Here is a 24151-nt window from a genome sequence, read left to right as displayed (position 1 = left end):
ACTCGATCGGTCCGTCATCCAGCTACCCCACCGCGCAGAGCGCGGAGGGGTAGGCCGTGCGGTCCGCCGAGATCAGATGCCAAGCGCGCTGGAGATTTCGCCGAGGGTTGCTTTCTCCGCGTCGCTGACCTGAACGCCTCCACCGAACAAGCCTCCGCCTTCCGAAGCGGCCTCAGCCGTCTTCTGACTGATTTGCTGCAGCCAGCCCTTGAAGGCCGCGGCATCATCCGGCGCTTTTGCAGCCAGCAGCGTGGCAACTTCGCGCAACGAGTTGATCGTCTTGCTCTTGATCTCGGCCGGTGCGCTCTGGCCGAGTTCTGCTTTCAACCCGTCATGAGCGGCGGCCCGGCCGTCGCTCGTCTGGAAGTCGGCGACCACCGCCTTTACCAAAGGGTTGGCATTGGGATCGGTGGCCGCCTGGGCGAGCGCGGTGCCGCCAGCAAACGATTCCTTCAGAAGGCCAAACAATCCGCTCGGTGCGGCAGCCGTGATCGCCATGCCCGCATTCATCGGGCTTCTCAAGAGCAGCGCCCATTCATCCTTGGTGAAATTGGTCTTGTCGGCCATGAGTCTTCTCCTTTCCACCTGCCGGACGGGAGGCTGCGAAACACCTCCCGTCGCTTGAGGTGTGGCGAGTTTTGCGGCGTGTGGCGTCTCAGACTTTCGCCAGCTCGTCGAGCTTGGCACGAAGATTGTCGATCACAGGCTTTGCGATCGTGCCGGCCGGCGTCGCCGAGACCTTGTCGCACATCTCGTTGATGGCCGGTGCCGCCGCGACGATCAGCTTGGCAAGCGTGCGTCGTGCCTCTGGAGAAAGTTTGGCCGCCCGCGCCGTGATGCCATCCAGTTGTGAGATGGCGTCGTTGATCTTCGGCATGGCCGCCTGCGCGCTGGCTTCATCGGTGATGGTTGGCAGTTGGGCCTTCAGCGTACCAAGGGACGAATTGACCTGGTTCGCGAGGTTCACCCCGTCAACGGTCAAATCCGCGGGCGCCATGCCCACAGTTGCGGTTGAGGGCCGCGTGGCAGTTGTACTCTGAGCGACCGTCTGCTCGGTCGGACGTTGAAGCGCATAGAAGAGAAAACCGCCAAGGATAACCAGCGCGACAAGCCAATACGGCCATTGCGTCCGGCCGGCGGCGATGGCGGCCTGGCTCGCGGCAGTGGCGCCGGAAGCGCCGGCGATCCGGCTCCCTGCGGCGGCAGCCGTCGCCATTCCGCTGCGCGTTTGGTCGATCAGGCCCGAGGCGCTGAGTTGATCACCGAGTCCCCTAGGGATCGCCGCCATGAATTGATCTTTCTGCGAGCGCAGAAGTGATGCCAGTCCGTTTGCATCTACTCCGGCCTCATGCTGCTGCCGGCCGAGCATGCCAAGGACCAACGGGCCCACCACGGCGAGCAACGACTTGCCGCCGGCATCGCCCATTCCCGCGAAGTTGCCGATCGCTTGGCCCATAGTATCCATGGTTCGGCCTCCAAGCAGTCCGGACAACATGCTCGAACCCATCTGAGCAAGGCCCGGAGCGCCGGAGCTGTGCAGCAGATCGATGGGATTGCTGCTTTGCTGTTGGGACAGCAGTTTTGACAGTTGATTGGCGCCAGCCGGGGTTCCGACCAGATCGGACAGGCCGGCGAGTATCGCCGGGATGGTCGCTAGCGCGGCCTTCTGCACCGCGCTTTGGTCCATGCCGAGAAAGGAGGCGATCTTCGCGATGACTTCAGGGGTCAAGAGCTGTTGTGCAGCTGAAATGAGATTGACGGCCATGGCGGTCTCTCCACTACGTTGCAGGTGTGTTGATGCCCCCATAATTTGATGTGACAGACTTCGATGGTTCCGAACCTCGCCTATCACGCAAGCTGAGATTGCACTGATCGCCCGACACTTTGATCCAGATCAATGGTCTTGCGGTGCGGGTCAACTGTGACGAGTTCCCCATCCGGCGCATCTAATTGAGAGGCATCGCTAATTCGCTGATGAGCCAAAACCCGGCCATCGTGATGCTCTCACGTGATTTTGCGAGCAATGCAGGAGGATGGAAACGCGGCAAAGCGTCCCCTGTGTCCACACGAGCGGCGGTCGAACCGGATAACTTGGATGACCCATTCGAGGAGGTGGCGATGCGGATGCTCCGTTGGCTAATCCTGAGCAGTGCGACGATCCTGGTGATCACCTCAGCTACTGCTCAAACTTACGATCCCAGGAACCCTGTCTGCCTTCAGAAATGGGAGTGGGGTGGCAGCACCTATTTCGAATGCGCCTATACAACATGGGATCAGTGCCGGGTGGCGGCGATCGGCCTTGCAGCGATGTGCCTGGAGAACCCTTACTGGCGGCGACCGCAGCCGAGGTTGTCAGGGGGCCGGCTGCGTTCTTCCGCTCCATACTGATGCGGCTTACTTACCTCGACGTGCTCGGCTACACGGAATATGTCGCGAGGGCGGGGCAGGAGGCGCGCCGGGGTTGCGGTCGTAGTCGTAGAGGTAGCCCGGATGGAGCAAAGCGCAATCCGGGTTCATGCCGTACGGACGGTCGTGCCGTGTGTCCGGCAGTCTAATACGTATAGAACATCCGCTGGATTTCCTTGGTGTCGGTCGTCTTGGTCAGCGCCAGCATCAGGAGGATCCGCGCCTTCTGCGGATTGAGCGTATCCGAGACGACGAAGTCGTGTTCGTCGTCCTTGGCTTCCCCGTTGCGCGCGACAATGCCGTTGCCGACGCGGCTGCTCCGCACGATGACGACATTCTTCTTACGGGCCTCGTCGAGCGCCGGCTCGACCGCGGGCCGGGCGAGACTGCCGTCACCGACGCCGGCATGCACGATCCCCTTGGCCCCGGCGGCGATGAAAGCGTCAATCGCAACCCGGTTCATGTTGGCGTAGCCGTAGACGATATCGACTTGCGGCAGAGCATCGAGGCTGGAAACGTCGAATTCGGAGTCCGCCGTGTGCCGGCGCGTCGATTGACGATAGAAGTACGGCTTGTTGCCCTGCATGTAGCCGAGGAAGCCGAGTTCCGGGGTGCGGAAGGTGTCTGCCGTCGATGTGTTGTTCTTGGTGACGTCGCGCGCCGCGTTGATCTGATCGTTGAGAGCCACGAGCACGCCCTTGCCGACGGCCTCGTCACTGCCTGCGAGGATCACCGCATTGAAGAGGTTGATCGGCCCGTCGGCGCTGATCGCCGTCGATGGCCGCATCGCGCCGACGATGACGACGGGTTTTTTGCTCTTGACGACCAGGTTCAGGAAATAGCTGGTCTCCTCGATCGTATCGGTCCCGTGCGTGATCACGATCCCGTCCACGTCATCCTGCGCGAGGAGCGCGTTGACGCGCTTCGCAAGCTTGAGCCAGTAGTCATTGTTCATGTTCTCGCTGGCGATCTGGAAGACCTGCTCGCCCTTGACGTTAGCCACCGTTTTCAGTTCGGGGACGGCGTTCAGGAGGGTCTCTATGCCCACCGTGGCTGCGGTGTAGCCGACCACGGTGGTGCTGCTCGCGCCGCTGCCGGCGATCGTGCCGCCGGTGGCCAGAACCATGACGTTGGGCAGACCGGGGCCCCTCGCGTTCGCAGCCTCGAGACTGATGAGCAGCGCGAACAGCACACTCACTGTCGCCATGATCTGATGACGCACTCGCAGTTGCCACATCTTGACGTCCCCTTCCTGGAAAGCCTCGTCGATGCGCCCCGTTTCGCTCAGCACTGCATGATCCGTCAGCCGGAGCTTTCTGTCTAGGGTTGTGATAGCGTCGGATGGGTTGGTTCGGATGCGCGGCGCCCGCGGGGAGGCGGCGAAGGCTCTCCCGCTCTATAGTCGGGTACAAGAACGCGAATGCCCGGGCCTTCGCCTCGCCGAAGAGGCTTCAGCCTCGCAGGCGGGACAAGCCCGGGCATCGTGAGTTCGGGGGAGCGGGCGATTGCTCGCTAAGGCAGCAGCAAATTCAAGGAAGCCCCGGCTGCGCAGGCGTTACGCGCTGACTTCGCACTTCTTCATGAAGCTGCTCTTGGCGGCGCCGGCGAGCGGCTTGCCATCGGCGCTGAGGGCCTTGGGCGCGCAGGCGTCCGCCTTGCACTTCTTCAGGAACGAGGTCTTGGCGGCGCCGGCCAGGGGCTTGCCGTCCTTGCCGACGGCCTTGCTCTCGCAGGTGTCATCCGCGAAGGCCGAGCCGGCCGCAAAGGTGGCAACGATCGCTGCGAGGAAAATCCGCTTCATCATGGGTGTCTCCCTAAACCAGACATGGCGAGCGGATTGGAGCCGCGAATCGTGGCGCAATCAAGCAGGATCGCGCGCAACATGCTCAATCGCAGCTGTTTCCATTCATCTGTGGTTCAGATTCCGCGCGCCAGCAACGCCTTGAAATCGGCCCGCGAGCGCTGCGCCTCGGCGCGCGCCACCTCGGAGGCATCACCGAGGCCGAAATAGCCGTGGATCAGGCCGGCACCCTCATGATGCCTGACGGGCACGCCGGCAGCTTCCAGCGCCCGCGCATAGGCGGTGCCTTCGTCACGCAGCGGATCGAACCAGGCGGTGGTCACGACCGCCGGCGCGAGGCCTTTGAGCGAGGCAGCGCGGAGCGGGGAGACGCGCCAGTCGGCGGCGTGAGCGGGATCGGCGAGGTAGTGGCCGCAAAACCATTGCATGGTGGCGCGCGTGAGGAAGTAGCCTTCGGCATTCTCCGCGCGCGAGGGAAAGCGCGCGTTCTCGGTGGCGTTGCCGTAGAGGCCGACGGCGTCGGTCACGGGATAGACCAGCAGTTGCGCGGCAAGCCTGATGCCGGCATCGCGGCAGGCGATCGCGGTGCTGGCCGCGAGATTGCCGCCGGCGCTGTCGCCGGCAACGCCGAAGCGCTTGGCATCGCCGCCGAATTCCGCGAGGCGGCCAAACACGTCGCTGATGGCCGCGAAGGCGTCCTCGAAGGCGCCGGGAAAGCGGGTTTCCGGCGGACGGCGATAATCGACGGAGACGACGACCGCGCCGGTGTCGATCGCGAGATTGCGCGCCTGGCGGTCATGCGTTTCGAGATCGCCCGCGACCCAGCCGCCGCCATGGAAGAACACCACCGTCGGCGCAGGATTGGTGCCGGCCCGGTAGACACGCGCATCGAGCGGCCCGGCGCCGCCCTTCACCTTGATATCCTGCACGCTGTCGACAGGCGGCGGCGGCACCGCCGAGCGCGAGGCAGCCAGTTCGCGCAAGGAATCGCGAGCGCTCTGTGGCGTCATCGTGGTGGGATCGCGCAGCGGCAGCAGCGGAATGATCTGGGCGATGACGGGATCGAGCGGTGCAGGCATGATGATCCTCACAAGGGTTCTTGGTCTTGGTTCTTGGTCTTGCTTGCGGCCTAGCATAGATTTGGCGCGCCGCATCGGCAACCGGAGAGGCGTTACGATTGCAATGCGCGCGAATATACGGGTAGGGAGGTTCTAGGGTGGAATTCGAGACGCTGATCCAGTCGCGCCGCAGCGTGCGCGGTTTCAAGCAGCAGCAGGTAGATCGGGCCGTGATCGAGGCGATCATCGAGAGCGCCAAGCGCGCGCCGTCGTCGATGAATACCCAGCCCTGGCACGTCCACGTGCTGACAGGCGCGCCGCTGGAAGAAGTGCGCCGCCGCAACATGGAGGAGATGGTCGGCGGCGCCAAGGTCAAGCGCGACATCGTCAGCCATGGAGAGTACCAGGGCGTGCACCGCAGCCGGCAGGTCGACATCGCCAAGAAGCTGTTCGGGGCGATGGGAATAGCGCGCGACGACAAGCCGATGCGCCAGGACTGGGTGCTGCGCGGCTTCCGCCAGTTCGACGCGCCAGTCTCGCTGGTCCTCACCTATGACCGCGTGCTCGACCCCGGCGCGGTCTGCCATTTCGATCTCGGCGCGCTCTGCTACGGCATCGTGCTCGCGGCCTGGGACCGCGGTCTCGGCTCCGTCATCAACGGGCAGGGCATCATGCGTTCCGACATCGTGCGCGAAGTCGCCAGAATTCCAGAGGACGAGGTCATCATCACCTGTGTGGCGATGGGCTATCCCGACGACAACTTTGCCGCGAACGCGGTGCGCTCGGATCGCGAGCACAATGCGGAGTTCGTGCGCTACGTCGGTTTTGCCGATTAGCACGACGATTCATGAGGAGGAGAATATTCTCTCGCGGAAATTTTTGGTGCGGAGTTGTTACGGCCTCTTGCAATCTCGATCGTGCAGGAGGAACAATATGCGGGCTAAAAGGTTTGTTGCTGGCGCGAGGGAATTGATATGCGGCGGCTGGCTAGCCTGGTTCGGTGGTTCTTCGGTCCGCGATTGCGGCGCCCGATCGATGAGGATCCAAGTCTTCCCTTCACACCTGAAGAGTTCGGCAGGCTCATACGCAGCGGAAGACGCGAGGACATGAGGCTGCTTGCGGAAGGCCTGGCTCGCCGATCGATGCCGCAGCGGGCCAAATTCCGGGCCACGCACTAGAGCGCGATGAAGCGCCATCGCGAAGACGAGGTCGACGTGCTCACCGCGTGAGCGCGACCTGCTTGAATGATCTCACCAGCACCTTCTCCAGCTTTCCATTCATTCCGCAGAGAATGTTGTAGGCCTCCGTGCGTGGCATGGTCGGCTTGTAGTGACGGTGCTCGATCAACGCCGCAAAGATGTCGGAGATGGTGAGGATGCGAACGATGTCGCTGATGTTCTCGGCGCAGAGCGCGTCCGGATAGCCGCTGCCGTCGAGATATTCGTGATGGTGCCTGACGGCATCGAGGATCTCCGGCGTAATCTTGTCGTGGTTTTTCAGAAAATCGTAGCCAGCGGCCGGATGGGTCTCGATCATTGCGCGCTCCTGCGGATCGAGCCGGCCGGGCTTGTCGAGGATGGCAAGGGGGATCTGGGCCTTGCCGATGTCGTGGAACATCGCCGCCGTGTACAGGCGCTCCAGGTCTGCGGGTCGGACGCCGAGGCTCAAGCCGAAGTCGATGGCGACGCCGGTGACCAGCAGGCAATGCTGGTAGGTTCCCTCGTGGTGGCGCCGTACCGTCGAGAGCCATTCGGACAGGCCGTGCTGGGTGATGCGATCGGCGATCTGGCGACCGGCTCGCCTGGTGCCGTCCACGTCGAGCGGCTCGCCAAGCATGACGGCGGTGAACATCGAGGCGATGGCGGTCGCCGCGGTCTCGACCGCGTTGTCGGGCTCGGCCGGATCATTCGACGAGGCCGACGCCGGGTCGGCAGGATCGGACAGCGCCGCCAGCAGTCTGGTCCGGGTGAGCATCGCCGGAAGCACGAGAGTCGCGCCGAGCGCGTAGGCTTGTGAAATGCCGACGTGAGAGGTGTGCTCGAGCAGGAAGATGCGCTTCTTCGCCTTGGCGAGCTTGCCGGCGCGCTTCTTGATGGCGGCGATATTGTCGACGTCGCGCAGCTCCGCGCGGATGATGACGGCGGACGGTACCTGCGCCAGCTTGGCATCGGCATCGAGCCGTTCGCCGGCAACGGTAAATCTCTCTTCGAGGATCGAGTGAATGCGCGACAGTTTGTCGGACGTGTCGGCCAGCACTTGCACGAGAGGGCGCGCGGCCTCCGTCTCCCGGATACCGCCGTCTCGATTGACGGGGTCTTGTATGGTTCCCGCGTTCTGCACGGTCTGACCTGGATGTTACCGCACTTGCGTTCAATTCGCTGGATGCATGATCGGGTTACTTGCTCTGGGCCGCGCTCTCGGCCTTGGCCTTCGGCTTCTTCTTGCCATCTGAGGTGATGAAGTGAACGCCGGCCGTAGTGCCGTCGATCCAGACCAGCTCGCAGCGCCGGTAAGCCAATCCGGTCGACGACAGCAGCATGAAGAACTCCTTGGCCTGGAGCACGTCGAGCGTGCCTTCGACCTCGAGCTTCGCGCCGGTTTGCGAGACGTCGAGCAGGACGCAGCTGCGCCGCCACGTGCCGTCCGAGCCCATCAGGTTGACGGGTTGCTTGTGATCCATCCTTACGCGAGCCGCCTTTCGACCGTCGAACCTCATTTTCTATCCCCCATTGTCGCGCCGCGATGTCACCGATCGTTCGTTTTGGCGCTTGCCGCAATTTCCCCCCAGCGCACCGTCCATTGGCTGGTCGACAGAAGCAGGGTCTCGTAGATGTGGTGTGCGCGCTCGCGCTCGGCGAAGGAGAGCCGCGTGCCGCGGCGGTTGCTCAGGATCGCGAGCGTGGTCGTCCAGTTCAGCCGCGACGCCCGGCAGGCCATCACCAGGCCCTCGCAATCGCCGTCGGCCATGATCTGCTCGACGACCTCGATCGGAGCGCCTGACAGCACCGACAGCGCCGTGAACAGGCTGGCGGTCTCGCCGCGGATCGCGAAGCGGTTCACCGTGGAATCGTTGAGCTTGCCGACGCGATTGAGCGCGACGATCTCCGGCCGTGCGCCGGCATAGTCGGCCGGGCAAGGGCGCGCTGGCGCGGCTGTTTGGGCGGGCGGCACGGCGGAGGCGTTGGGCTTGGCCGACGCCTTCTGGCCGGGTGGGGCGGAGAGCAGCTTCCGCACGACGAGGTCGGGCGTGCCGGGCCGCAGCACCAGCGCCTTTGCAATTTCGCCGTCCTCGTCAGCCTTCGCGATCAGCGCGGCGTAGGCCGCATCGGAGAATTTGGTTCCGGGGTTCTTGATCAGCGCGAGGCAGATCGGGCTGCCGCACTGCACAAGCGCCTCGGTCACGACCGGCTCGATGTCGTCCCGGGCGGCGATCGCGCGTTGCTGCCGCTCGCCGCTGGAAGCCGCGACGGCCGCAAGGTCGGCCGCGCCGAGTATCTGTGATTTGAGCAGGACGGGACATGCGACGTCCGGATCATCGTGCGCTGCGAGACGCCGCAACGTCTGCGGCGGAGCCACCTTCAGCTCGGCGAGCGTGGTGCTGAGCTGAGCCAGTGCGCGGGCCTCGACCCGCTCCGTCAATCGGAGCAGAACGCCGTCGACCACGCTGGCAAGCAGTTCCTGTGACCGGTCGCGGCTGCCAGTGAGCAACTGCACAATGCCGGCGAGGATGCGGTCGCAGCGGTCAAGCGGACACGTTGCGGCCGCCTGTTCCAATTCAACCAGAATATCTGCAGGCGAATTTGCCATCATGGCAGTGGCCTGTGCTCAAAATATATATCGACTATTCAACGCCCCTGATTGCGCCGCACCGCGGTTAATTTGAAATTTAGGTATTGAACGCTGGGGTATTAATGCACCGCCGATACAACCGGAATCGCTATCGAAATTCGGCGAGGCGAGTTGCGACGACTTGTCCTTTGAGATGGGACACTCGCCAATTGATGCGTAACGGGTAGGATGATTCTTTCGCTCTATCGGGGGCACCGAAAGGGGGGAGTTCAGATCGGCGGTATTGCCGTACGCGCGTCGTTCAGGACGCGATTTTTCATTTGTCATGAGCAGCATTGATGGTGCGCCATTGCTGGCGCCAAAGAGATTTCGGTTTTTCGACGTCGACGAGTTTCGCAGTTCGATACGCGGGCTGAACATCGAGTTCACGCCGTTCGTGCGTAGGATTGCGACCGAGCAGATCATCCTGCATCTGCCCGGCTGCGACGTGAACGTCACGCGCGCATTCCCGCGCGTCGTGGATGGGCAGCTTGTTGACGATTGCACCGCGATCGGTTTCGCGATGGACGATCTCGAGGTGCCCGTTCGTTTCAACGGCGCGCAGCGGGATCGCTCGGTCATCGTCGTCGGCAGCAGCGGTGCGGCCTACAACGCGATCGAGGAGGTTCAGCGTCAGGTCGGCTCCGTCGTGTTCAGGCCGGAGGTGAAGGATCGTGGCTGGCCGGAAGCGAAGTCGAACTTCAAGCTGTTCGAGACCAGCGACCACGCCCTGCATCGGTTGCGGCGAACCGTCACGGAGGTGGTCGCCGCCGCATCGGAGCCCGTCGAGGCCGCCGAGGTGCCGATGAAGGCGGCCGCGATGCGGGAGTCCCTGCTCGCTGTCGTCGATGCGGCCATCGCCGACATCGTTCCGGCACGATGGACGGTGTGGCCGAATGACGCGCGCAACTTCAAGATCTTCCAGGACATCCGCGCGCTGCTCTCCGGCGATCTGTCTCAGCCCATCTACAGCGAGGACCTCGCACGCAAGCTCGGCGTGCCGGTCCGCACCATGCATGACGTCGTCCGCCGCTATCGCGGCATGAGCCTGCACCGTTATTTGCGCCTGCGCCGGCTGTGGCTGGTGCGCCAGCGGCTGCTGGGCGGAGGAGCGGACAGCGTCAAGGCCGTCGCGCTCGCCTTCGGCTTCTGGCATCTCAGCGACTTCTCCAGAAGCTATCGCGACCAGTTCGGCGAGACGCCGTCACAGACGCTGGAGCTCAGACGAAAACGTTAGTGCGGCCAGCCCGCCGTTTCGTGCTAACGTGCCGGCTATGAGCAATCGCATCCTCGTCCTCTACGGTTCCTACCGTTCCGACCGCATGGGCATCCGCCTTGCGAATTTCGTCATCGAGCGGCTGCGCGGGCGCGGCGAGGAGGTCGAGTTCATCGACGCCAAGGCGATCGGCCTGCCGATGCTCGACCGCATGTACAAGGAATATCCCAAGGGCTCGGCGCCCGAGGCGCTGGAGAAGCTGGCCGGGCAGATCCGCGGCGCCGACGGCTTCGTCTTCGTCACCGGCGAGTATAATTGGGGCATCCAGCCCGGGCTGAAGAACCTCACCGACCATTTCCTGGAGGAGTGGTTCTGGCGGCCGGCCGCGATCGTGAGCTACTCCGCCGGCCGATTGTCCGGCGCGCGCGCATCGACCGCCTGGCACGGCACGCTGTCGGAGATGGGCATGGTGGTGATCTCGAGCACCATCGGCGTCGGCCCGATCGCGCAGACATTGTCGGCCGAGAGCGAGCCGATCGGCGAGGGCGGCAAGGCGCTGGAACGGTCGTTCCCGCGCTTTGCCGACGATCTCGCCTGGTGGATCGAGGCGGCGAAAGCGCAGCGGGCGCGCAAGGCGCCGCCTTACTAAGCCGCCCTGACTTCGCTGAGGAAGCGGTCGAACTGGCCGGCGAGGTCGCGCGACTGGGTCGAGAGCTGCTCGGCTGCGCCCAGCACCTCGCTGGCGGCCGCGCCCGTGTCGTCGGCGGCGCGCTGCACGCCTGAAATGTTGGTGTTGACCTCCTGGGTGCCGCGGGCGGCCTCCTGGACGCTGCGGGCGATCTCCTTGGTCGCAGAGCCCTGTTCCTCGATCGCCGCCGCAATCGCGGTGCCGATCTGGTCGATCTCGGCGATGACGTCGGCGACGTTGCGGATCGCGGCCACGGTCTCGTCGCTCGCGGTCTGGATCGCCGTGATCTGCTCGGAGATCTCGGTCGTCGCCTTGGCGGTCTGGCCGGCCAGCGATTTCACCTCGGACGCCACCACGGCAAAGCCGCGGCCCGCATCGCCGGCGCGGGCGGCCTCGATCGTGGCGTTGAGAGCGAGAAGATTGGTCTGCTCGGCAATGCTCTGGATCAGAGTGACGACGTCGCCGATCTTCTGCGCACCCTCGGCGAGTGCACGCGCGGTGTCGCCGGTGCGGCGGGCATTGTCGACGGCGCGAGCCGCGATCTCCGTGCTCTGCGCGACCTGGCGGCCGATCTCGGTGATCGAGGAGGTCAGCTCTTCGGTGGCGCTGGCGACCGTCTGCACGTTGGTCGAGGTCTGCTGCGACGCGGCGGCGACGACGGCGGCCTGGCTGTTGGTCTGGGCTGCGGTCGAGGTCATCGACTGCGCCGTGCTTTCCATGGTGGAGGAGGCCCGGGACAGGCCGCCGACGAGCTCGGTGACCTTGGCCTCGAAGGCGCGGGTGAGCTCGTCGAGCGCCTGCGCGCGGCGCATCTTGCCGTCGTTCTCGGCCTGTTTCTCGGCGGCGAGGCGGTCGGCGCGGATCATGTTGTCCTTGAAGACCTGGACGGCCGCGGCCATCGCCCCGACCTCGTCGGAACGCGCGGCGCCCGGGATCTCTTCGGCAACCTCGCCATCGGCGAGCCGCGACATCCGATTCGTCAGGCTCACGATCGGCGCGCAGACGCGGCGGTGGACGATCACGATGAGGCCGGCGCTGGCGATCAGTACGGCGAGGAGGCCGACGAGTGCGATCGTGAAGCTGGTGCGCGCCGCGGAGGAGGCGCCGGCGAGGATCTGCTCGGCATTGTCGTAGAAGGCATCGCGGACCTCGATGATGGTGCTGAGGCCGCGCTGCGTGGCGGTGTAATAGGTGTCCACGTCGTGTTCGTACTTGCCGGTGACCGCACCGTCCTTGGCCAGCTTGAGCTCGCGGCCGAACTCCTCGACATAGATCGTGTTGAACTTCTCCAGCGCAGCGGCGACGTTCGCCGGCGTTGCCGGATTGCCGCGCAGTTCCAGCAGCGACATCACGATCTGGTCGTTGCGCCCTTGCGAGCGGCTGATATCTGCCTTCTCGGCATCGGTCGCCGGCTTCTTGCCGCCGACGAGATTCTTGTGCAGGCTGGAATTGAAGCCGCCGACGTCGCGCAGCGTCATGGCGATGTTGGCGTAGCTGGCCTGCCGGTAGGCGTCGCCGTTGAGGATCGCCATGCGGCGGACCTGTTCGTTGAGCAGCGCGGTCACGCCGCCGTTGAGCACGGCGTTGTCGGCGACGATCTTCTTGGCAGCGTCCTTGCGCGCCTCGGCCGGCCCGGCCAGCGCCTTGTTGATGGCCTCGCGCAGCGCCGTGAACTTTGCATCGATGCCGTCGATATTGCTGCCGATGGTGGTGCCGTCGTCGAACGGGCCGGGCAGCTCCTTGCGCAGCGCGTTCATCTTGTCGCGCGCCCCATCGGTCTGCTTGCGCAGCTTGTCCTGCTCGGCCAGCAGCGCGGGATCGATGCTAGCGGGTCCGTAGAGGATGTTGGTGGAATAGCCCCGTTCGGGGTTGAGATAGCGCGGGATGTCGCTGACGGCCCGGACGATCGCAAGCCGGCCTTGCGCCTCGGTGATCCGCTCCATCGTCTGGTATTTGGTCACCGCAACGTAGACGGCGAGGCCGCCGCCGACGGTCGAGAGCGAGACGATCGCAGTGGTCAGCAGAGTACCGATTTTCATGTGCAGTCCGGCAATTGGCGCGGGAGAGGAGAAAGATATTCTCGTAAAAATAGGCGGACCATCTTAATCGCCGGTTTACGCTGGCGGCCGCTATGCTTGGTCCGCATGCGTCCATTCGTCCAAGACGCCGTTCCGATGAAACTAGGCGTAGGTCGCGCTCACGGTCCCGAACGGGCCGAAGTCGGCAATGTACGTCTCGCCCGCCTTCGGCCGCAGCATGCCGGTGAGCGTGCCGGTGCTGATGGTCTGTCCGCCCTTGAGACCAATTCCGGTTCGCCACAGCTCGTTGGCGAGCCAGGTCAGCGGCACCAGCGGATGATCGATCGCCTCCGCCGCGCTGCCGCGGCGCCTTTCCACACCATTGCAATTCAGCACGACCTCCTGATTCGCGATGTCGCGGCTGCGCCAGTCGGCGATCGCCTCGCCAAGGACGATCGTCCCCGATCCTGCGCCGTCGGCCAGGATGGCCGGCATCGGTGGAAACGCCGCGTCGTGGACGAAGCGGCATTCGGCAAGCTCGATGCCGGGATGCAGCGAGGCGACAGCATCGCCAATCTCTTCGACGGTGTACGGCTTGGCGCGTGGCGGCAGGTCCGCGCCGAGGCGTGCCTGATACTCGACCTCCGGGATCGGGCTGCATTGCCTCGCATGCTCGACGCTCGCGGGCGAGGTCTTGATCAGCGGCGCGAACACCCGCCCGTAGATCGGCGAGGAGGTGCGAAGCTGGCGCTGCAGCCCGGGCTTCATGCCGGCAATCTTCCAGCCGACGACGGCCCAGCCCAATTCCTCTTCCACCATCTGCGCGACGCGGTACGCCGTGTCGGGGTCCGGCGGCACAAGATGCGCATCGAGGCCGCTTTGCTGGCGGCTCTCGCGCCGCAGACTGGCGAGATGGCGGGCGAGCTCGCGTTGTCGGGACAGGTCCATCGGAGCGTCTCCCATTCTATCCGGCCGTGCGGGCGAGGGCGGTGGACAGCACCGCCTCCAGTTCGTCCTGAACCTGATCGAGCGCATCAGCGCTGCGATTGGCGCGGCACATCGCGACCGTGCCTTCGATCGAGGCCACGACGAGCGTGGCAAGCCGCTCCGCGCGCTCCGCAGCCAGCCCTTCGCGCAGCAAGGCAGCGCGCATGATCTGCCGCCAATCGGCGAACACTCCGTCGGCGAGATCGAGCAGATGCTGCTGCGCCGTCTCGTCGTCCTTGTCGGAGCCTTCACCGACATAGCGGTCGACGGCGACGGCCAGCACCGGACAGCCGGCCTCGAAGCCAGTCGCTTCCAGCCTGCGACGCCACGAAGCGACGAAAGCCTCGAGGCCGCCGATCACGCCGTGCTGGTTCATGGATTTCTCCAGGGGAACGGCCACCTGCTTGCCGGCGAAGGTCACGGCCTCGGCGATCAATTGCCGTTTGCCATCCGGGAAGTGGTGGCTGATCGAGCCGCGCGGCGTCGCGGTATGGCGGACGACGTCACGCATGCTGGTGGCATTGACGCCGCGGCGGCTCATCAGGTCGGCGGCGCCGGCGATCATCTTGTCGCGTGTGGTGGCGGTGGTCATCGGGAGTTCCACAATTGGCTGCCCTCCATCTAGACTATGACGCTTGACATAGGCAAGCTATGCTGAAATATGACGCGTGTCATAGTCATGCGGAGGTGCCAGCTTGACCATCATCACCGTGACTGCGCCGGCCGGACGGCTTGGCCTACCGCAGCGCCGGCTTCTTGCGGAAAGTCTGACCGACGCCGTGCTTGAGCCCGAAGTCGGTCAGCACGCGCCAGCGGCGCGAATGGGTTTTCAGGTGCATTTCCACGACCTGCCGCCCGACAGCATGGCGATCGGCGGACGGCTGCTGTCCGACCAGGACGCACCGCGCGACATCATCACCGTCAATATCGCGGTGATGAACGCGGCCTGGCCTGCGGCGGTGCGCGCGGAGGTGATCCGCAACATGCTGGCGCGGCTTGCGGAAGCCTGCGGGATGCCGGCGCCGTCGCCGACATGGTGGGTCAATTTCGAGATCATCGACGAGGGCAGCTGGGGATCGCGGGGCGGGGTGCTCTCGATCCTCCAGCTCCTCGACTCCGGCGTGTTCACGCCGGCGCGGATCGAGGCGATCTGCGCGGCGATTCAGGCGCCGGCCTGATCTGCTGCCAACACCAACAATCTGGAGAGAAGCACATGAGCGAAGGTCAGATCCGCACCGAGGTGCACGGCCACGTCTTCAAGATCATCATCGACAACGCCGCGAAGAAGAACGCGTTCACCCCGGTGATGATGGAGCAATTGTCCGATGCGCTCACCGAGCTGCACGACAACGAGGCCTACCGCGTCGGCGTGATCTGCGCCGACGGCAGGGATTTTACTGCGGGACTGGATATGCCGAAGTTCTTCGGTCCCACCGCGGAGAAGCGCAACATCAAGGACGGCAACGTCGATCCGTTCGGGCTTAGCAAGCGCTGCCGCAAGCCGATCGTCACAGCCGTGCAGGGCATCGTCTTCACCATCGGCATCGAGCTGATGCTCGCCGGCGACATTGTGGTTGCGGCCGACGATGCGCGCTTCTGCCAGATGGAGGCGAAGCGCGGCATCGCGCCGCTCGGCGGCGCGCATTTCCGCTTTCTCTCGCGCGCCGGCTGGGGTGATGCGATGTATCACCTGTTCCTGTGCGACGAGTTTTCGGCCGAGCGCGCCCATGCGATCGGCCTCGTCCAGGAGATCGTGGCGCCGGGAGAGCAGGTCGAGCGGGCGATGGCGCTCGCCGCCATCATCGCGCGCAACGCGCCGCTCGGCATTCAGGTGACCAAGGAAGCGGCGGCGAAATACATCGAAGGCGGCGAGGCGGCTGCGATCGCCTACATCCCGAAAATCCGCGATCGCGTGCTCGGCAGCGCCGACGCGATGGAGGGCATCCAGTCCTTCATCGAGCGTCGCGCGGCGCTCTTCCAGGGCCGCTGATCGCAGGCGGCTACGCCGGCCGGTCGAGCTTCGACAGGATCTCCAGCGTCGCGCCGTCGCGCTCGCCTGCGAAATACCGGGTGAGCGCCTCGCCGAAGACGGGCTGGTCGGACACCGCGCCGAACAGCGTCATCGAGGAGCGGAATTTGGCGTCATCCGGCGCGCCGAGGATGGCGTTGATGGTACGCCCCTCGACGGCGAGGACGAGGCGCGTGCAGTCGGTCAGGCGCGGGCCGAGCGTGGGGTGGGCGAGATAGGCCTCAGCCTCCGCCCGCGAGCCGATGGCGTAGCGCTGCGACATGGCGCTGAAGCCGAGGCCGGTGATTTGCGGGAAGACGAACCACATCCAGTGGCTCTGCTTCCGTCCCCGGGCCAGCTCCTCCCGGACGGCGTGAAAAACCGGGTCCTGGGCCCGGATGAAGCGATCTAGATCGAAAGGATCGGTCATAGGATACCTTGGGACGCCTAGACGGGCCGTTGCCGGCCGCGATTATGCCTAACTTTTGGCTCCCAATGTGGTAGCTGGTATAGAGAATCTCCGGGTGGGGGTGGGTCCCCCGGGGGTCGATTTGGGGATCTGATGGTTTCCGACCGCGTACGCGCCGAGAGGCTGTTGTCGTCGCGCCGCCGTATTGGGCGGACCGAAACGATACTGCTGTCTCTGGCCGCCGTCGCGCTGGCGCTGGGTGCCGCCGCCTGGGTTGCGGATATCGGCGACTCGGCCCCGTTGGTCACCGCGTCCTTGCCGCCCGCCAATACCCCTTCGTTTGACGACCGCTTCGCATCGCTGTCGGGCAACCCGCCTGCTCGTGATCTGGGCCTGCGGACGATCGAGCGCTCCGCCCTGAACGCGGTCCAGCTCAAGCTCCGCGACGCCAAGGCGATGCTCGCCCAGAAGCTTCAGGGCGACGAGTGGCGCTCGACGCTGACCGATGACGACCGGCATGCCGTCGAGGAGCAGAGACCCGCGCAGCGCGCCGACGCCGTCCCGATGCCGCGCTCGCGTCCGGTGCAGGCCGATTTCGCCTCCCAGGTCGCCTCCAGCCAGTCCTATGCCGACACCAGTCCCAAGGTCGATAACCGGAGCTTCTTCGAAAAATTCACCGACAAGATCAAGCTCGCCTCGCTGACCCCCGGCGATGGTCTGTTCGCCAAGGGGCCTGATCTCGCCGCCCTCGGCTACGATTCGCGCACCGCGGTCTACGACATCAAGGCCAAGGCGCTTTACCTGCCGAGCGGCGTCGCGCTGGAAGCGCATTCGGGCATGGGCGCGCTGATGGACGACCCCGACCATGTCGACCAGCGCATGGTGGGCGCGACCCCGCCCGCGATCTACGATCTCAAGCCGCGTGAAAAGCTGTTCCACGGCATCCGCGCGCTGCGCCTGACGCCGACCGAGGGCACAAGCGCGCTCGGCCGCGTGGGCCTGCTCACCCACAGCTACATGCTGGGGCCGCGCGGCGATTCCAACGGCTGCGTCTCGATCAGGGACTATGACCGCTTCCTCAAGGCCTGGGACAATGGCGAGTTCAACCGCCTCGTCGTGGTGCCGAGCCTGGGCGGATCGGCGACGGCGTCGCAACGCGCCAGCACCGCTTCCTGATATTCGCCGGACGGCGGGGCTGCCGTTTTCCCTTCGTTAAGCCGTCATCGTCCAGAAGCAGCCCATGAGTGATCCATCAAAGTCCGAAACCCCGTTGCGTACGACGTTCAAGATCCGCCTGAACGGTGACACGCTGGCGATCGCGACCGTCGGCCAAGCCTATCAGTTCCTCACCAACTTCAAATCTGTCGAGTGGATGGAATTCCGCGCGCTGCACGAAGACGCGGTCGCGGCCCTCGAAGGCGCCGCCGAGAACGCCATGCTCGCGGTGCAGGCAACCAACGCCGTGCGGGCGCTGTTCGTGAGCGCGAAGCTGCTCTGAGCGGTATGCTCATTCCACAAATTGCGGCGCGACCGTACGCCGTCTTACGCATACGGCGCGCGGTCGAACCGCGCGCCGTGCTCGTTTCGCTGGTCAGGACGTGGACAGCGCCTCAATGCCTGTCGTCGCCGCGACCGTCGTCGTCATCGTGGAAGTCGTGGTCGCCGCCGTGCCTGAAGCCGGGGTCGATGCAGGCGAAGTTGCCGGCGTCGTTGCTCGTGCCGCTGCCCTTGTAGGACGCGATCTTCGGGTAGACGCAGAGCGGCCGGGTGCCGCGCGTTCAAGGAACTGCAGCGGGCGCTATCGGTCTTCCTCCAGGAGACCTGATCCAGGGACGCCTGAGGCGTTCGCGGCAAGCCCTTGGTTCGGTGCGCTGTTTTGGCGGCCGGTGCGGCGCCATGCGTTCTCGCGGCTTGAACTCTGCCTCAGGAACAGGCAAACGGTCCGCCAAGACCGCAGCCCTGGGCTGACCGGAGCCATCCATTTCAAACCTTGATTCAGGGAGAAAGCTCATCATGAAACGCCGTACATTTCTCAAGGGCGGCGCAGTCGCCGGCGCGACGACGCTGGTGGCTGCACCTGCGATTGCGCAGAGCGCGCCCGAGATCAAATGGCGCCTGACCTCGAGCTTTCCGAAGTCGCTCGACACCATCTACGGCACGGCACAGACCTTTGCGAAATACGTGGCCGACGCCACCGACAACAAATTCCAAATCCAGACCTTTGCGGCCGGCGAGCTCGTGCCCGGCCTGCAGGCGCTTGACGCCGTCAGCGTCGCCTCGGTCGAGATGGCGCAGACGCCGCTCTATTTCTACATCGGCAAGGAGCCGGCGCTGGCTTACGCCACGGGCGCACCGTTCGGCATGAACCATCGCCATCAGGAGTCCTGGTGGTTTTTCGGCGGCGGCGCCGATCTCGCCAACGAGGCGCTCAAGCCCTTCAAGGCCCACGCCATCCTCTGCGGCAATTCCGGCACCCAGATGGGCGGCTGGTTCCGCAAGGAGATCAAGACCGTCGACGATCTCAAGGGCCTCAAATTCCGCATCGCCGGCATGGGCGGCCATGTGCTGGCCAGGCTCGGCATCGTGCCGCAGCAGCTCGCCGGCGGCGACGTCTACGCGGCGCTGGAGAAGGGCTCGATCGATGCGGCCGAATTCGTCGGTCCCTATGACGACGAGAAGCTCGGCTTCCAGAAGGTCGCAAAATACTACTACTTCCCCGGCTGGTGGGAAGGCGGCGCCATGCTGCACATGATCGTCAACGACGAGAAATGGGCGAGCCTGCCGAAGCACTATCAGGCGATCGTCAACCAGGCCGCCTCGGCGGCCGGTGCCTGGATGCTCGAGAAGTACGACAGCGTGAATCCGGCGGCCTTGAAGCGGCTGATCGCCAACGGCGCGGAGCTGAAGGCATTCCCGCAGCCGGTGCTGGAGGCCTGCTACAACGCCACCCAGGAGCACCTGAACGAGCTCGCCGCCAAGAGCGACCTGTTCAAGCGCACCAAGGACAGCCACGACGCGTATCAGAAGGAACTGCTGTTCTACACGCAGATCGCTGAGAATTTTTACGACAACTATCTGCTCAGCAAGATGCGCAACAAGACGTGATCGTCAGGCGAGTGCGGCGCCGCGATTGCACCGCGCTCCCGTAGGGTGGGCAAAGGCGTCCTTGCGCCGTGCCCACCATCTGTCCGCGAGTGCGATCGAGGTGGTGGGCACGCTTCGCTTTGCCCACCCTACGAGGTCCGAGCGAGCGGTCTAAGCCGCGCCCAGTCCCAGCTTCGCGTAAATCCGCCTTGCATAGGCGCCGAACGCGTCCGTGGTCTTCAGCGGCAGGTCGCGGGGGAAGGGCAGGTCGATCGGGAAGTAATCGGCCATCCTGGCCGGGCCCGCGGTCAGCACCGCGCAGTGCGAGGACAGGAACACCGCTTCCTGGATCGAGTGCGTGACGAAGATGATGGTCTTGCCGCTCTCGCGCCAGATCCGCAGCATCTCCAGGTTCATCTGCTCGCGCGTCAGCGCATCCAGCGCGCCGAACGGCTCGTCCATCAGGATCAGTTTTGGATCGTGGATGAACGCGCGTGCAATCGCGGTGCGCTGCTGCATGCCGCCGGACAGCTGCTGCGGATATTTCTGCTCGTAGCCGGCAAGGCCCACGAGGTCGAGCAGGTCGCGCGCCCGCTCGCGCGCAGCCTTCATGGGCAGGCCGACGATCTCGGCCGGCAAGAGCACGTTGTCCAGGATGGTGCGCCACTTCAGGAGCAACGCCTGCTGGAACACCATGCCGATGTCGCACGTGGGATCGAACGGGGTTTTGGCGTTGCCGATGCTGACGCGGCCGCCGTCGGCGCTGTGCAGGCCCGCAAGAATCTTCATCACCGTGGTCTTGCCGCAGCCGGAGGGGCCGACCAGCGAGACCAGCTCACCTTCCTGCACGTCCATGGTGACGTCGGACACCGCCAAAAACTCGGCGCCGCCGGTCCGATAGACTTTTCGGACGCCTTGCAGGCTGATGAAGGCCTCGGAGCTCATGCCAGCCATTTGCTGAGGTTTGCCGCAACGAAAGCATCGTCGCTGAGGTCGGCATGCTCGCGGCAGACGCGGTCGATCTCGTCCTTCTGGCCGGGGCTGAGGCCCTCGTTCGGATCGAGGCACCACAGGCCCTGCATCAGGCCCTGACGGCGCAGGATCTCGTGGCAGCCGGCGATGCAGCCGTGGAAATTGTTGGCGACGTCGAAGAAGGCGCTGTTGCAATCGGTGACGCGGGCATCGAGCGCGAGCAGGTCGGCTGGCACGCTGTCCTTGTGCCGCGCCGCCTTGCAGCGCTCGAACTGTTTTATCGCGCTCGCGGTCCAGACCGACCAATGGCCGAGCAGGCCGCCTTTGAAGTAGGTGCGCGTGGTGACGCCCTTGTCGCGGAGATCGAACGGCAGCATCAAGTCGAGCAGGATGTGATCGTCATTGCCGGTGTAGAGCGCGACGCGGTCGAGCGCGCCGGCCGCTGCGACGCCGCGCAGCACGTCGAGCGTGCGGTAGCGATTGAACGGCGCGATCTTGATGGCGATGACATTGTCGATCGAGGCAAAGCGCTGCCAGAACCGGCTCGACAGGACAACACCGCCGACGGCGGGCTGGAGGTAGAAGCCGACCAGCGGGATTTCCGCCGCGACGGCGGTGCAGTGCGCGATGATCTCGTCCTCGGAGGCGCTCTTCATCGCGGCGAGGCTGAGCAGGCCGGCGTGATAGCCGATGTCGCGGGCGGTGCGGGCCTCCGTGACGGCCTGCGTGGTGGGGCCAGCAAGGCCCGCGACCATCGCCAGCGGACGCTTGGTCCAGTTGGCGGCAGTCTCGGCGGCGAGCTCGAGCACGGGGCGGTAGAGGCCGACATCGCGGATCGCGAACTGCGTGGTGTGCACGCCGACGGCAAGGCCGCCGGAGCCGGCGTCGATGTAATAGCGCGTCAGCGCGCGCTGATGCTGCTTGTCGAGCTGGCGCTCGGCGGTGAGGGCGAGCGGATGCGCCGGCAGCACGGTGCCCTCGGCGATCAGCTTGCGGACGTCTGCGTTGATCTGGCTGTGGTGCATGATGTCCTATCCGAATTCGGGGCCGGCGACGGCGAATGGCATTTCGTCGCCCGCTGATGTGGCAGGGCCGAACCGCATGCGCTGGAACGGCCGCTCGATGGTCCAGCTAGAGGCGGTCAATCCTTCCAGGAACGCAGCTTGCGAGGCGACGGCGTCGATCAGGAGGGGGCGGGGTTCGGAGCTGGCGATCGCGTGGACAAGGGCCAGCGCGTCAGCGGCATTGTCAGCGAATAATGGGCCGATGTGGCGCGCGGTTCGGCCGTCGCGGACCAGCGCGATGCATCCATTCGCTGCGACGATGCGCGAACCGGAGCGTTGGGCAAAGGCGGTGAGGAGCGCGGTCCGGTCGAACCCGGTGACCCGCCGGTCGCGCACGCAAAACGCCTCGAGCGTGGCGGCCGACAGCGACGGCACGGAGGCCTGCGTCGGCTTCACCAGCTTCAGCCGGCGCAATTGCAGCGTCGGCGTGAAGCCGAGCGGGCCATAGACGGCCGCACCGTCGGGGGTGGCGTCGAGCCAGCTGGTCAGGCCGTTCTTGCGCGCGGTCTGGAGGCAAGCATCGACGAGGCGCGTTGCGAGACCGCGGCGGCGGTGCGTGGCTGATACCAGCACCATGCTGATCCAGGCGTTGTTGCTGGAATAGGGCAGCAGGGCTGCGGTTGCGACCAGCCGCATGCCGTCGCGAATGCCGAACACGATGCCGTCGCGCAGGAAGATGCGCCAGTCCTCCTCGGTCTGGTTCCAGTGCGCCTCCGTCGACAGCGCGAGCCCGGCGATCGCGTCGGCGACGCCGAGCTTGAGGATGGGCGGAGCGTCAGTAGCGTCCATCGCGCACCTCGTATTTGGTCGGCTTGCCGAGGCTCGGCATGGCGCGGGACACCCAGTCCGCGGTCCATGCGATCAGCTGCTCGGTATCGACAACCGGCAGGCCGAACAGCTCGACCGCCTTGGACGTGTCGGTGAGCCAGGCCGTCGGCTCTTCCTTGCCCGTCAGCACCGGCGCGCGGCCGAAGCGCGCGCCGAACTTTTGCGCGAGATCGCGCACGGCCAGAATTTCGTGGCCGCTGACATTGATCGGCGAGGTCGGCGCCGTGCAATGCGCAAGGCACCGCAGCGCCTGCGCGGACGCATCGCCCTGCCAGATGAAATTGACGTGACCGAGGCTGACGTCGATCGGGGTGCCGCTCAGGACTTTCGTGGCGATGTCGTGCAGCACGCCGTAGCGCATGTCGATCGCGTAGTTGAGGCGGAACAGCCGGCCGGGCGTCGAAAATTTGCGGGAAAAATACTCGAACATGCGCTCGCGGCCGACGCAGGATTGGGCGTATTCGCCGGGCGGGTTCGGCGCCATCTCCTCGGTCGAGCCTTGGCCGTCGACGGGGACGAAGGGATAGATGCAGCCGGTCGAGAACGCCACGATACGCGACGAGGGAAACGCCTGCGCGACCAGCGCCGGCACATGCGCGTTCATCGCCCAGGTCAGCGACAGATCGCCCTCGGCGCCGAATTTGCGGCCGGCCATGAAGATGATGTTCGGCGCCTTCGGCAGCGAATGAATCGCCTTCTCGTTCATCAGATCGCAATTGATGGTCTCGACGCCGCGCGCGTGCAGCCAGTCCTTCACACCGGCTTCGCTGAAGCGGGCGACGCCGATGACGCGGCGATCCGGGGCAGCGGCCTTCGCGAGCCCCGCCAGTGTCGGGCCCATCTTGCCGCCGACGCCGAGGACCATGATATCGCCCTGGACCTTCCTGAGATCGTCGATCAGCGCCTGCGTCGGCCGGCACAGGAGATCGTCCAGTGCGGCGATATCAGGGATGGTCTTCGGCAGGTTCTCGCGGGTGAGCAGCATGGGGGCGGTCCTTCAGTTAGGCTTGCCTGGCGTCGCCGACCACGAACGCGCGTTCGAGGGCGAGGACTAGGCCGTAGAGGGCGACGCCGAGCAGGGTCAGCAGCACGACCGCCATCACCATCGCGGGCGTGTCGAGTGAGGACTGCACCTGGATCATGAGGTAGCCGAGCCCGCGCTCGGAGGCGATGAACTCGCCGACGATGGCGCCGGCGACCGCGAGGATGGCGCCGACCTTCATGCCGGAGAACACGTAAGGCAGCGATCCCGGCAGCTGGATCTTGCGGAACAGCGTCCAGCGCGAGCCGCGCAGCGATTTGACGAGATCGAGCAGATCAGGCTCGACCTCGCGCAGCCCACGCGCGGTGGTGAGCAGGATCGGGAAGAAGCAGATGCTGAAGGCGATCAGGATGTTCGGCACGATGCCGTAGGAGAACCAGACGATGAAGAGCGGGCCGAGCGCGACCTTCGGGATCATGTTCAGCGTCACGAACAGCGGCAGCAGCACGAGGCTGACCAGCGGCGCCCAGCTGAAGATCACCGCGAGCGCGACGCCGACGAAAGCGCCGAGCACGAAGCCGCCGAGGATCTCGATCGCCGTGACCAGCGTGTTGGCGCCCCAGGCATAGCTTGCGGTTCCCAGCGTCTGAACCGTCGCCAGCGGGGACGGCAGGATGAATTTCGGCACGTGGAAAGCGTCGACCGCAACCTGCCACAGCACGAGCACGGCGAGGTGCACGATCAGGATGACCGCAAAGCTGCGCGAGGTGCGGGCTGCGTCTCCTGCCACCGTTTGCTCCCT

General features: G+C 65.2%; 26 protein-coding genes. 9 read left to right on the top strand and 17 right to left on the bottom strand.

Annotated features, from left to right (window positions below; genetic code table 11):
* Window positions 1-72: 72 nt before the first annotated feature.
* Complete coding sequence (locus AAFG16_RS27810; RefSeq protein ID WP_283079552.1) at window positions 73-567, bottom strand: hypothetical protein; 495 nt, start codon at window positions 565-567, stop codon at window positions 73-75.
* Between the two features lie 88 nt (window positions 568-655).
* On the bottom strand, window positions 656-1765 hold the full coding sequence (locus AAFG16_RS27805; protein ID WP_342730402.1) for a DUF937 domain-containing protein: 1110 nt from the start codon (window positions 1763-1765) through the stop codon (window positions 656-658).
* A gap of 209 nt (window positions 1766-1974) precedes the next feature.
* On the opposite strand from AAFG16_RS27805, the gene AAFG16_RS27800 reads away from it, so the two are divergent.
* Window positions 1975-2388, top strand: coding sequence for a DUF3551 domain-containing protein (locus tag AAFG16_RS27800; protein ID WP_342740986.1), 414 nt, complete (start codon window positions 1975-1977; stop codon window positions 2386-2388).
* A 163-nt stretch (window positions 2389-2551) separates the two neighbouring features.
* Here the strand turns inward: AAFG16_RS27800 and AAFG16_RS27795 are convergent, their stop codons facing one another.
* The 3 genes from AAFG16_RS27795 to AAFG16_RS27785 all read right to left on the bottom strand — a co-directional run bounded on the left by AAFG16_RS27795 (window position 2552) and on the right by AAFG16_RS27785 (window position 5286).
* A complete protein-coding gene (locus tag AAFG16_RS27795; RefSeq protein ID WP_342730400.1) occupies window positions 2552-3598 on the bottom strand; it encodes a type II asparaginase in 1047 nt (348 codons plus the stop codon).
* A 363-nt stretch (window positions 3599-3961) separates the two neighbouring features.
* Complete coding sequence (locus tag AAFG16_RS27790) at window positions 3962-4210, bottom strand: hypothetical protein (protein WP_283079548.1); 249 nt, start codon at window positions 4208-4210, stop codon at window positions 3962-3964.
* A 113-nt stretch (window positions 4211-4323) separates the two neighbouring features.
* Window positions 4324-5286: an alpha/beta hydrolase gene (locus tag AAFG16_RS27785; RefSeq protein ID WP_342730398.1), complete on the bottom strand. Its 963-nt coding sequence runs from the start codon at window positions 5284-5286 to the stop codon at window positions 4324-4326.
* A gap of 137 nt (window positions 5287-5423) precedes the next feature.
* Here AAFG16_RS27785 and AAFG16_RS27780 point away from each other — a divergent pair, with 137 nt between their 5' ends.
* On the top strand, window positions 5424-6101 hold the full coding sequence (locus AAFG16_RS27780; protein WP_283079546.1) for a nitroreductase: 678 nt from the start codon (window positions 5424-5426) through the stop codon (window positions 6099-6101).
* 382 nt (window positions 6102-6483) lie between these two features.
* On the opposite strand, the gene AAFG16_RS27775 is transcribed toward AAFG16_RS27780, so the two are convergent.
* From AAFG16_RS27775 to AAFG16_RS27765, 3 genes are read right to left on the bottom strand one after another with little or no spacing between them, the layout of a single operon-like run.
* Window positions 6484-7605 (bottom strand): HD domain-containing phosphohydrolase, encoded by a 1122-nt coding sequence (locus tag AAFG16_RS27775; RefSeq protein WP_342730396.1) that lies wholly within the window; start codon window positions 7603-7605, stop codon window positions 6484-6486.
* 55 nt (window positions 7606-7660) lie between these two features.
* Window positions 7661-7981 carry a PilZ domain-containing protein gene (locus AAFG16_RS27770; RefSeq protein WP_342730394.1) on the bottom strand — a complete coding sequence of 107 codons (321 nt, stop codon included), beginning with the start codon at window positions 7979-7981 and terminating at the stop codon, window positions 7661-7663.
* A 29-nt stretch (window positions 7982-8010) separates the two neighbouring features.
* Window positions 8011-9075 carry a DUF2336 domain-containing protein gene (locus AAFG16_RS27765; RefSeq protein ID WP_342730392.1) on the bottom strand — a complete coding sequence of 355 codons (1065 nt, stop codon included), beginning with the start codon at window positions 9073-9075 and terminating at the stop codon, window positions 8011-8013.
* Between the two features lie 304 nt (window positions 9076-9379).
* Here AAFG16_RS27765 and AAFG16_RS27760 point away from each other — a divergent pair, with 304 nt between their 5' ends.
* Both AAFG16_RS27760 and AAFG16_RS27755 read left to right on the top strand, forming a co-directional pair.
* Complete coding sequence (locus AAFG16_RS27760) at window positions 9380-10330, top strand: AraC family transcriptional regulator (RefSeq protein WP_283079542.1); 951 nt, start codon at window positions 9380-9382, stop codon at window positions 10328-10330.
* 37 nt (window positions 10331-10367) lie between these two features.
* Window positions 10368-10958, top strand: a complete 591-nt coding sequence (locus AAFG16_RS27755; RefSeq protein WP_342730388.1) for an NAD(P)H-dependent oxidoreductase — start codon at window positions 10368-10370, stop codon at window positions 10956-10958.
* On the opposite strand, the gene AAFG16_RS27750 is transcribed toward AAFG16_RS27755, so the two are convergent.
* The 3 genes from AAFG16_RS27750 to AAFG16_RS27740 form a co-directional block, all read right to left on the bottom strand.
* Window positions 10955-13036, bottom strand: coding sequence for a HAMP domain-containing methyl-accepting chemotaxis protein (locus tag AAFG16_RS27750; RefSeq protein ID WP_342730386.1), 2082 nt, complete (start codon window positions 13034-13036; stop codon window positions 10955-10957). The two genes, AAFG16_RS27755 and AAFG16_RS27750, sit on opposite strands and share 4 nt — an antisense overlap.
* 141 nt (window positions 13037-13177) lie before the next feature.
* Window positions 13178-13963: a fumarylacetoacetate hydrolase family protein gene (locus tag AAFG16_RS27745; RefSeq protein ID WP_342730384.1), complete on the bottom strand. Its 786-nt coding sequence runs from the start codon at window positions 13961-13963 to the stop codon at window positions 13178-13180.
* 16 nt (window positions 13964-13979) lie between these two features.
* Window positions 13980-14594 carry a helix-turn-helix domain-containing protein gene (locus AAFG16_RS27740; RefSeq protein ID WP_342730382.1) on the bottom strand — a complete coding sequence of 205 codons (615 nt, stop codon included), beginning with the start codon at window positions 14592-14594 and terminating at the stop codon, window positions 13980-13982.
* A gap of 103 nt (window positions 14595-14697) precedes the next feature.
* On the opposite strand from AAFG16_RS27740, the gene AAFG16_RS27735 reads away from it, so the two are divergent.
* Window positions 14698-15180 carry a tautomerase enzyme gene (locus AAFG16_RS27735; RefSeq protein ID WP_342730380.1) on the top strand — a complete coding sequence of 161 codons (483 nt, stop codon included), beginning with the start codon at window positions 14698-14700 and terminating at the stop codon, window positions 15178-15180.
* A gap of 35 nt (window positions 15181-15215) precedes the next feature.
* Window positions 15216-15992: a crotonase/enoyl-CoA hydratase family protein gene (locus AAFG16_RS27730; protein WP_342730378.1), complete on the top strand. Its 777-nt coding sequence runs from the start codon at window positions 15216-15218 to the stop codon at window positions 15990-15992.
* Window positions 15993-16002: 10 nt separating this feature from the next.
* Here AAFG16_RS27730 and AAFG16_RS27725 read toward each other — a convergent pair whose 3' ends face one another.
* Window positions 16003-16440, bottom strand: coding sequence for a DUF1810 domain-containing protein (locus AAFG16_RS27725; RefSeq protein ID WP_342730376.1), 438 nt, complete (start codon window positions 16438-16440; stop codon window positions 16003-16005).
* 204 nt (window positions 16441-16644) lie between these two features.
* Between AAFG16_RS27725 and AAFG16_RS27720 the strand changes: the two genes are divergently transcribed.
* The 3 genes from AAFG16_RS27720 (at window position 16645) to AAFG16_RS27710 (ending at window position 19524) form a co-directional block, all read left to right on the top strand.
* Complete coding sequence (locus AAFG16_RS27720) at window positions 16645-17595, top strand: DUF2778 domain-containing protein (protein WP_342740985.1); 951 nt, start codon at window positions 16645-16647, stop codon at window positions 17593-17595.
* A gap of 64 nt (window positions 17596-17659) precedes the next feature.
* A complete protein-coding gene (locus AAFG16_RS27715; protein WP_283079533.1) occupies window positions 17660-17917 on the top strand; it encodes a hypothetical protein in 258 nt (85 codons plus the stop codon).
* A gap of 515 nt (window positions 17918-18432) precedes the next feature.
* Entirely contained in the window at window positions 18433-19524 is a 1092-nt protein-coding gene (locus AAFG16_RS27710) for a TRAP transporter substrate-binding protein (RefSeq protein WP_342730374.1), read from the top strand.
* 150 nt (window positions 19525-19674) lie between these two features.
* Here AAFG16_RS27710 and AAFG16_RS27705 read toward each other — a convergent pair whose 3' ends face one another.
* From AAFG16_RS27705 to AAFG16_RS27685, 5 genes are read right to left on the bottom strand one after another with little or no spacing between them, the layout of a single operon-like run.
* Complete coding sequence (locus AAFG16_RS27705; RefSeq protein ID WP_342730372.1) at window positions 19675-20457, bottom strand: ABC transporter ATP-binding protein; 783 nt, start codon at window positions 20455-20457, stop codon at window positions 19675-19677.
* Window positions 20445-21500 (bottom strand): dihydrodipicolinate synthase family protein, encoded by a 1056-nt coding sequence (locus AAFG16_RS27700; RefSeq protein WP_342730370.1) that lies wholly within the window; start codon window positions 21498-21500, stop codon window positions 20445-20447. Before AAFG16_RS27700 ends, AAFG16_RS27705 begins: the two co-directional genes overlap by 13 nt.
* A 6-nt stretch (window positions 21501-21506) precedes the next feature.
* Window positions 21507-22328 (bottom strand): GNAT family N-acetyltransferase, encoded by an 822-nt coding sequence (locus AAFG16_RS27695; RefSeq protein ID WP_342730368.1) that lies wholly within the window; start codon window positions 22326-22328, stop codon window positions 21507-21509.
* Complete coding sequence (locus tag AAFG16_RS27690) at window positions 22315-23352, bottom strand: NAD-dependent epimerase/dehydratase family protein (RefSeq protein WP_342730366.1); 1038 nt, start codon at window positions 23350-23352, stop codon at window positions 22315-22317. Before AAFG16_RS27690 ends, AAFG16_RS27695 begins: the two co-directional genes overlap by 14 nt.
* Before the next feature lie 16 nt (window positions 23353-23368).
* Window positions 23369-24139 carry an ABC transporter permease gene (locus AAFG16_RS27685; RefSeq protein ID WP_342730364.1) on the bottom strand — a complete coding sequence of 257 codons (771 nt, stop codon included), beginning with the start codon at window positions 24137-24139 and terminating at the stop codon, window positions 23369-23371.
* Window positions 24140-24151: the final 12 nt, after the last annotated feature.

The organism is Bradyrhizobium sp. B117 (assembly GCF_038969555.1).
Classification (GTDB): domain Bacteria; phylum Pseudomonadota; class Alphaproteobacteria; order Rhizobiales; family Xanthobacteraceae; genus Bradyrhizobium.
The sequence above is the reverse complement of the archived record's forward strand: the minus strand, read 5'-3'. Positions and strand labels throughout refer to the sequence as shown.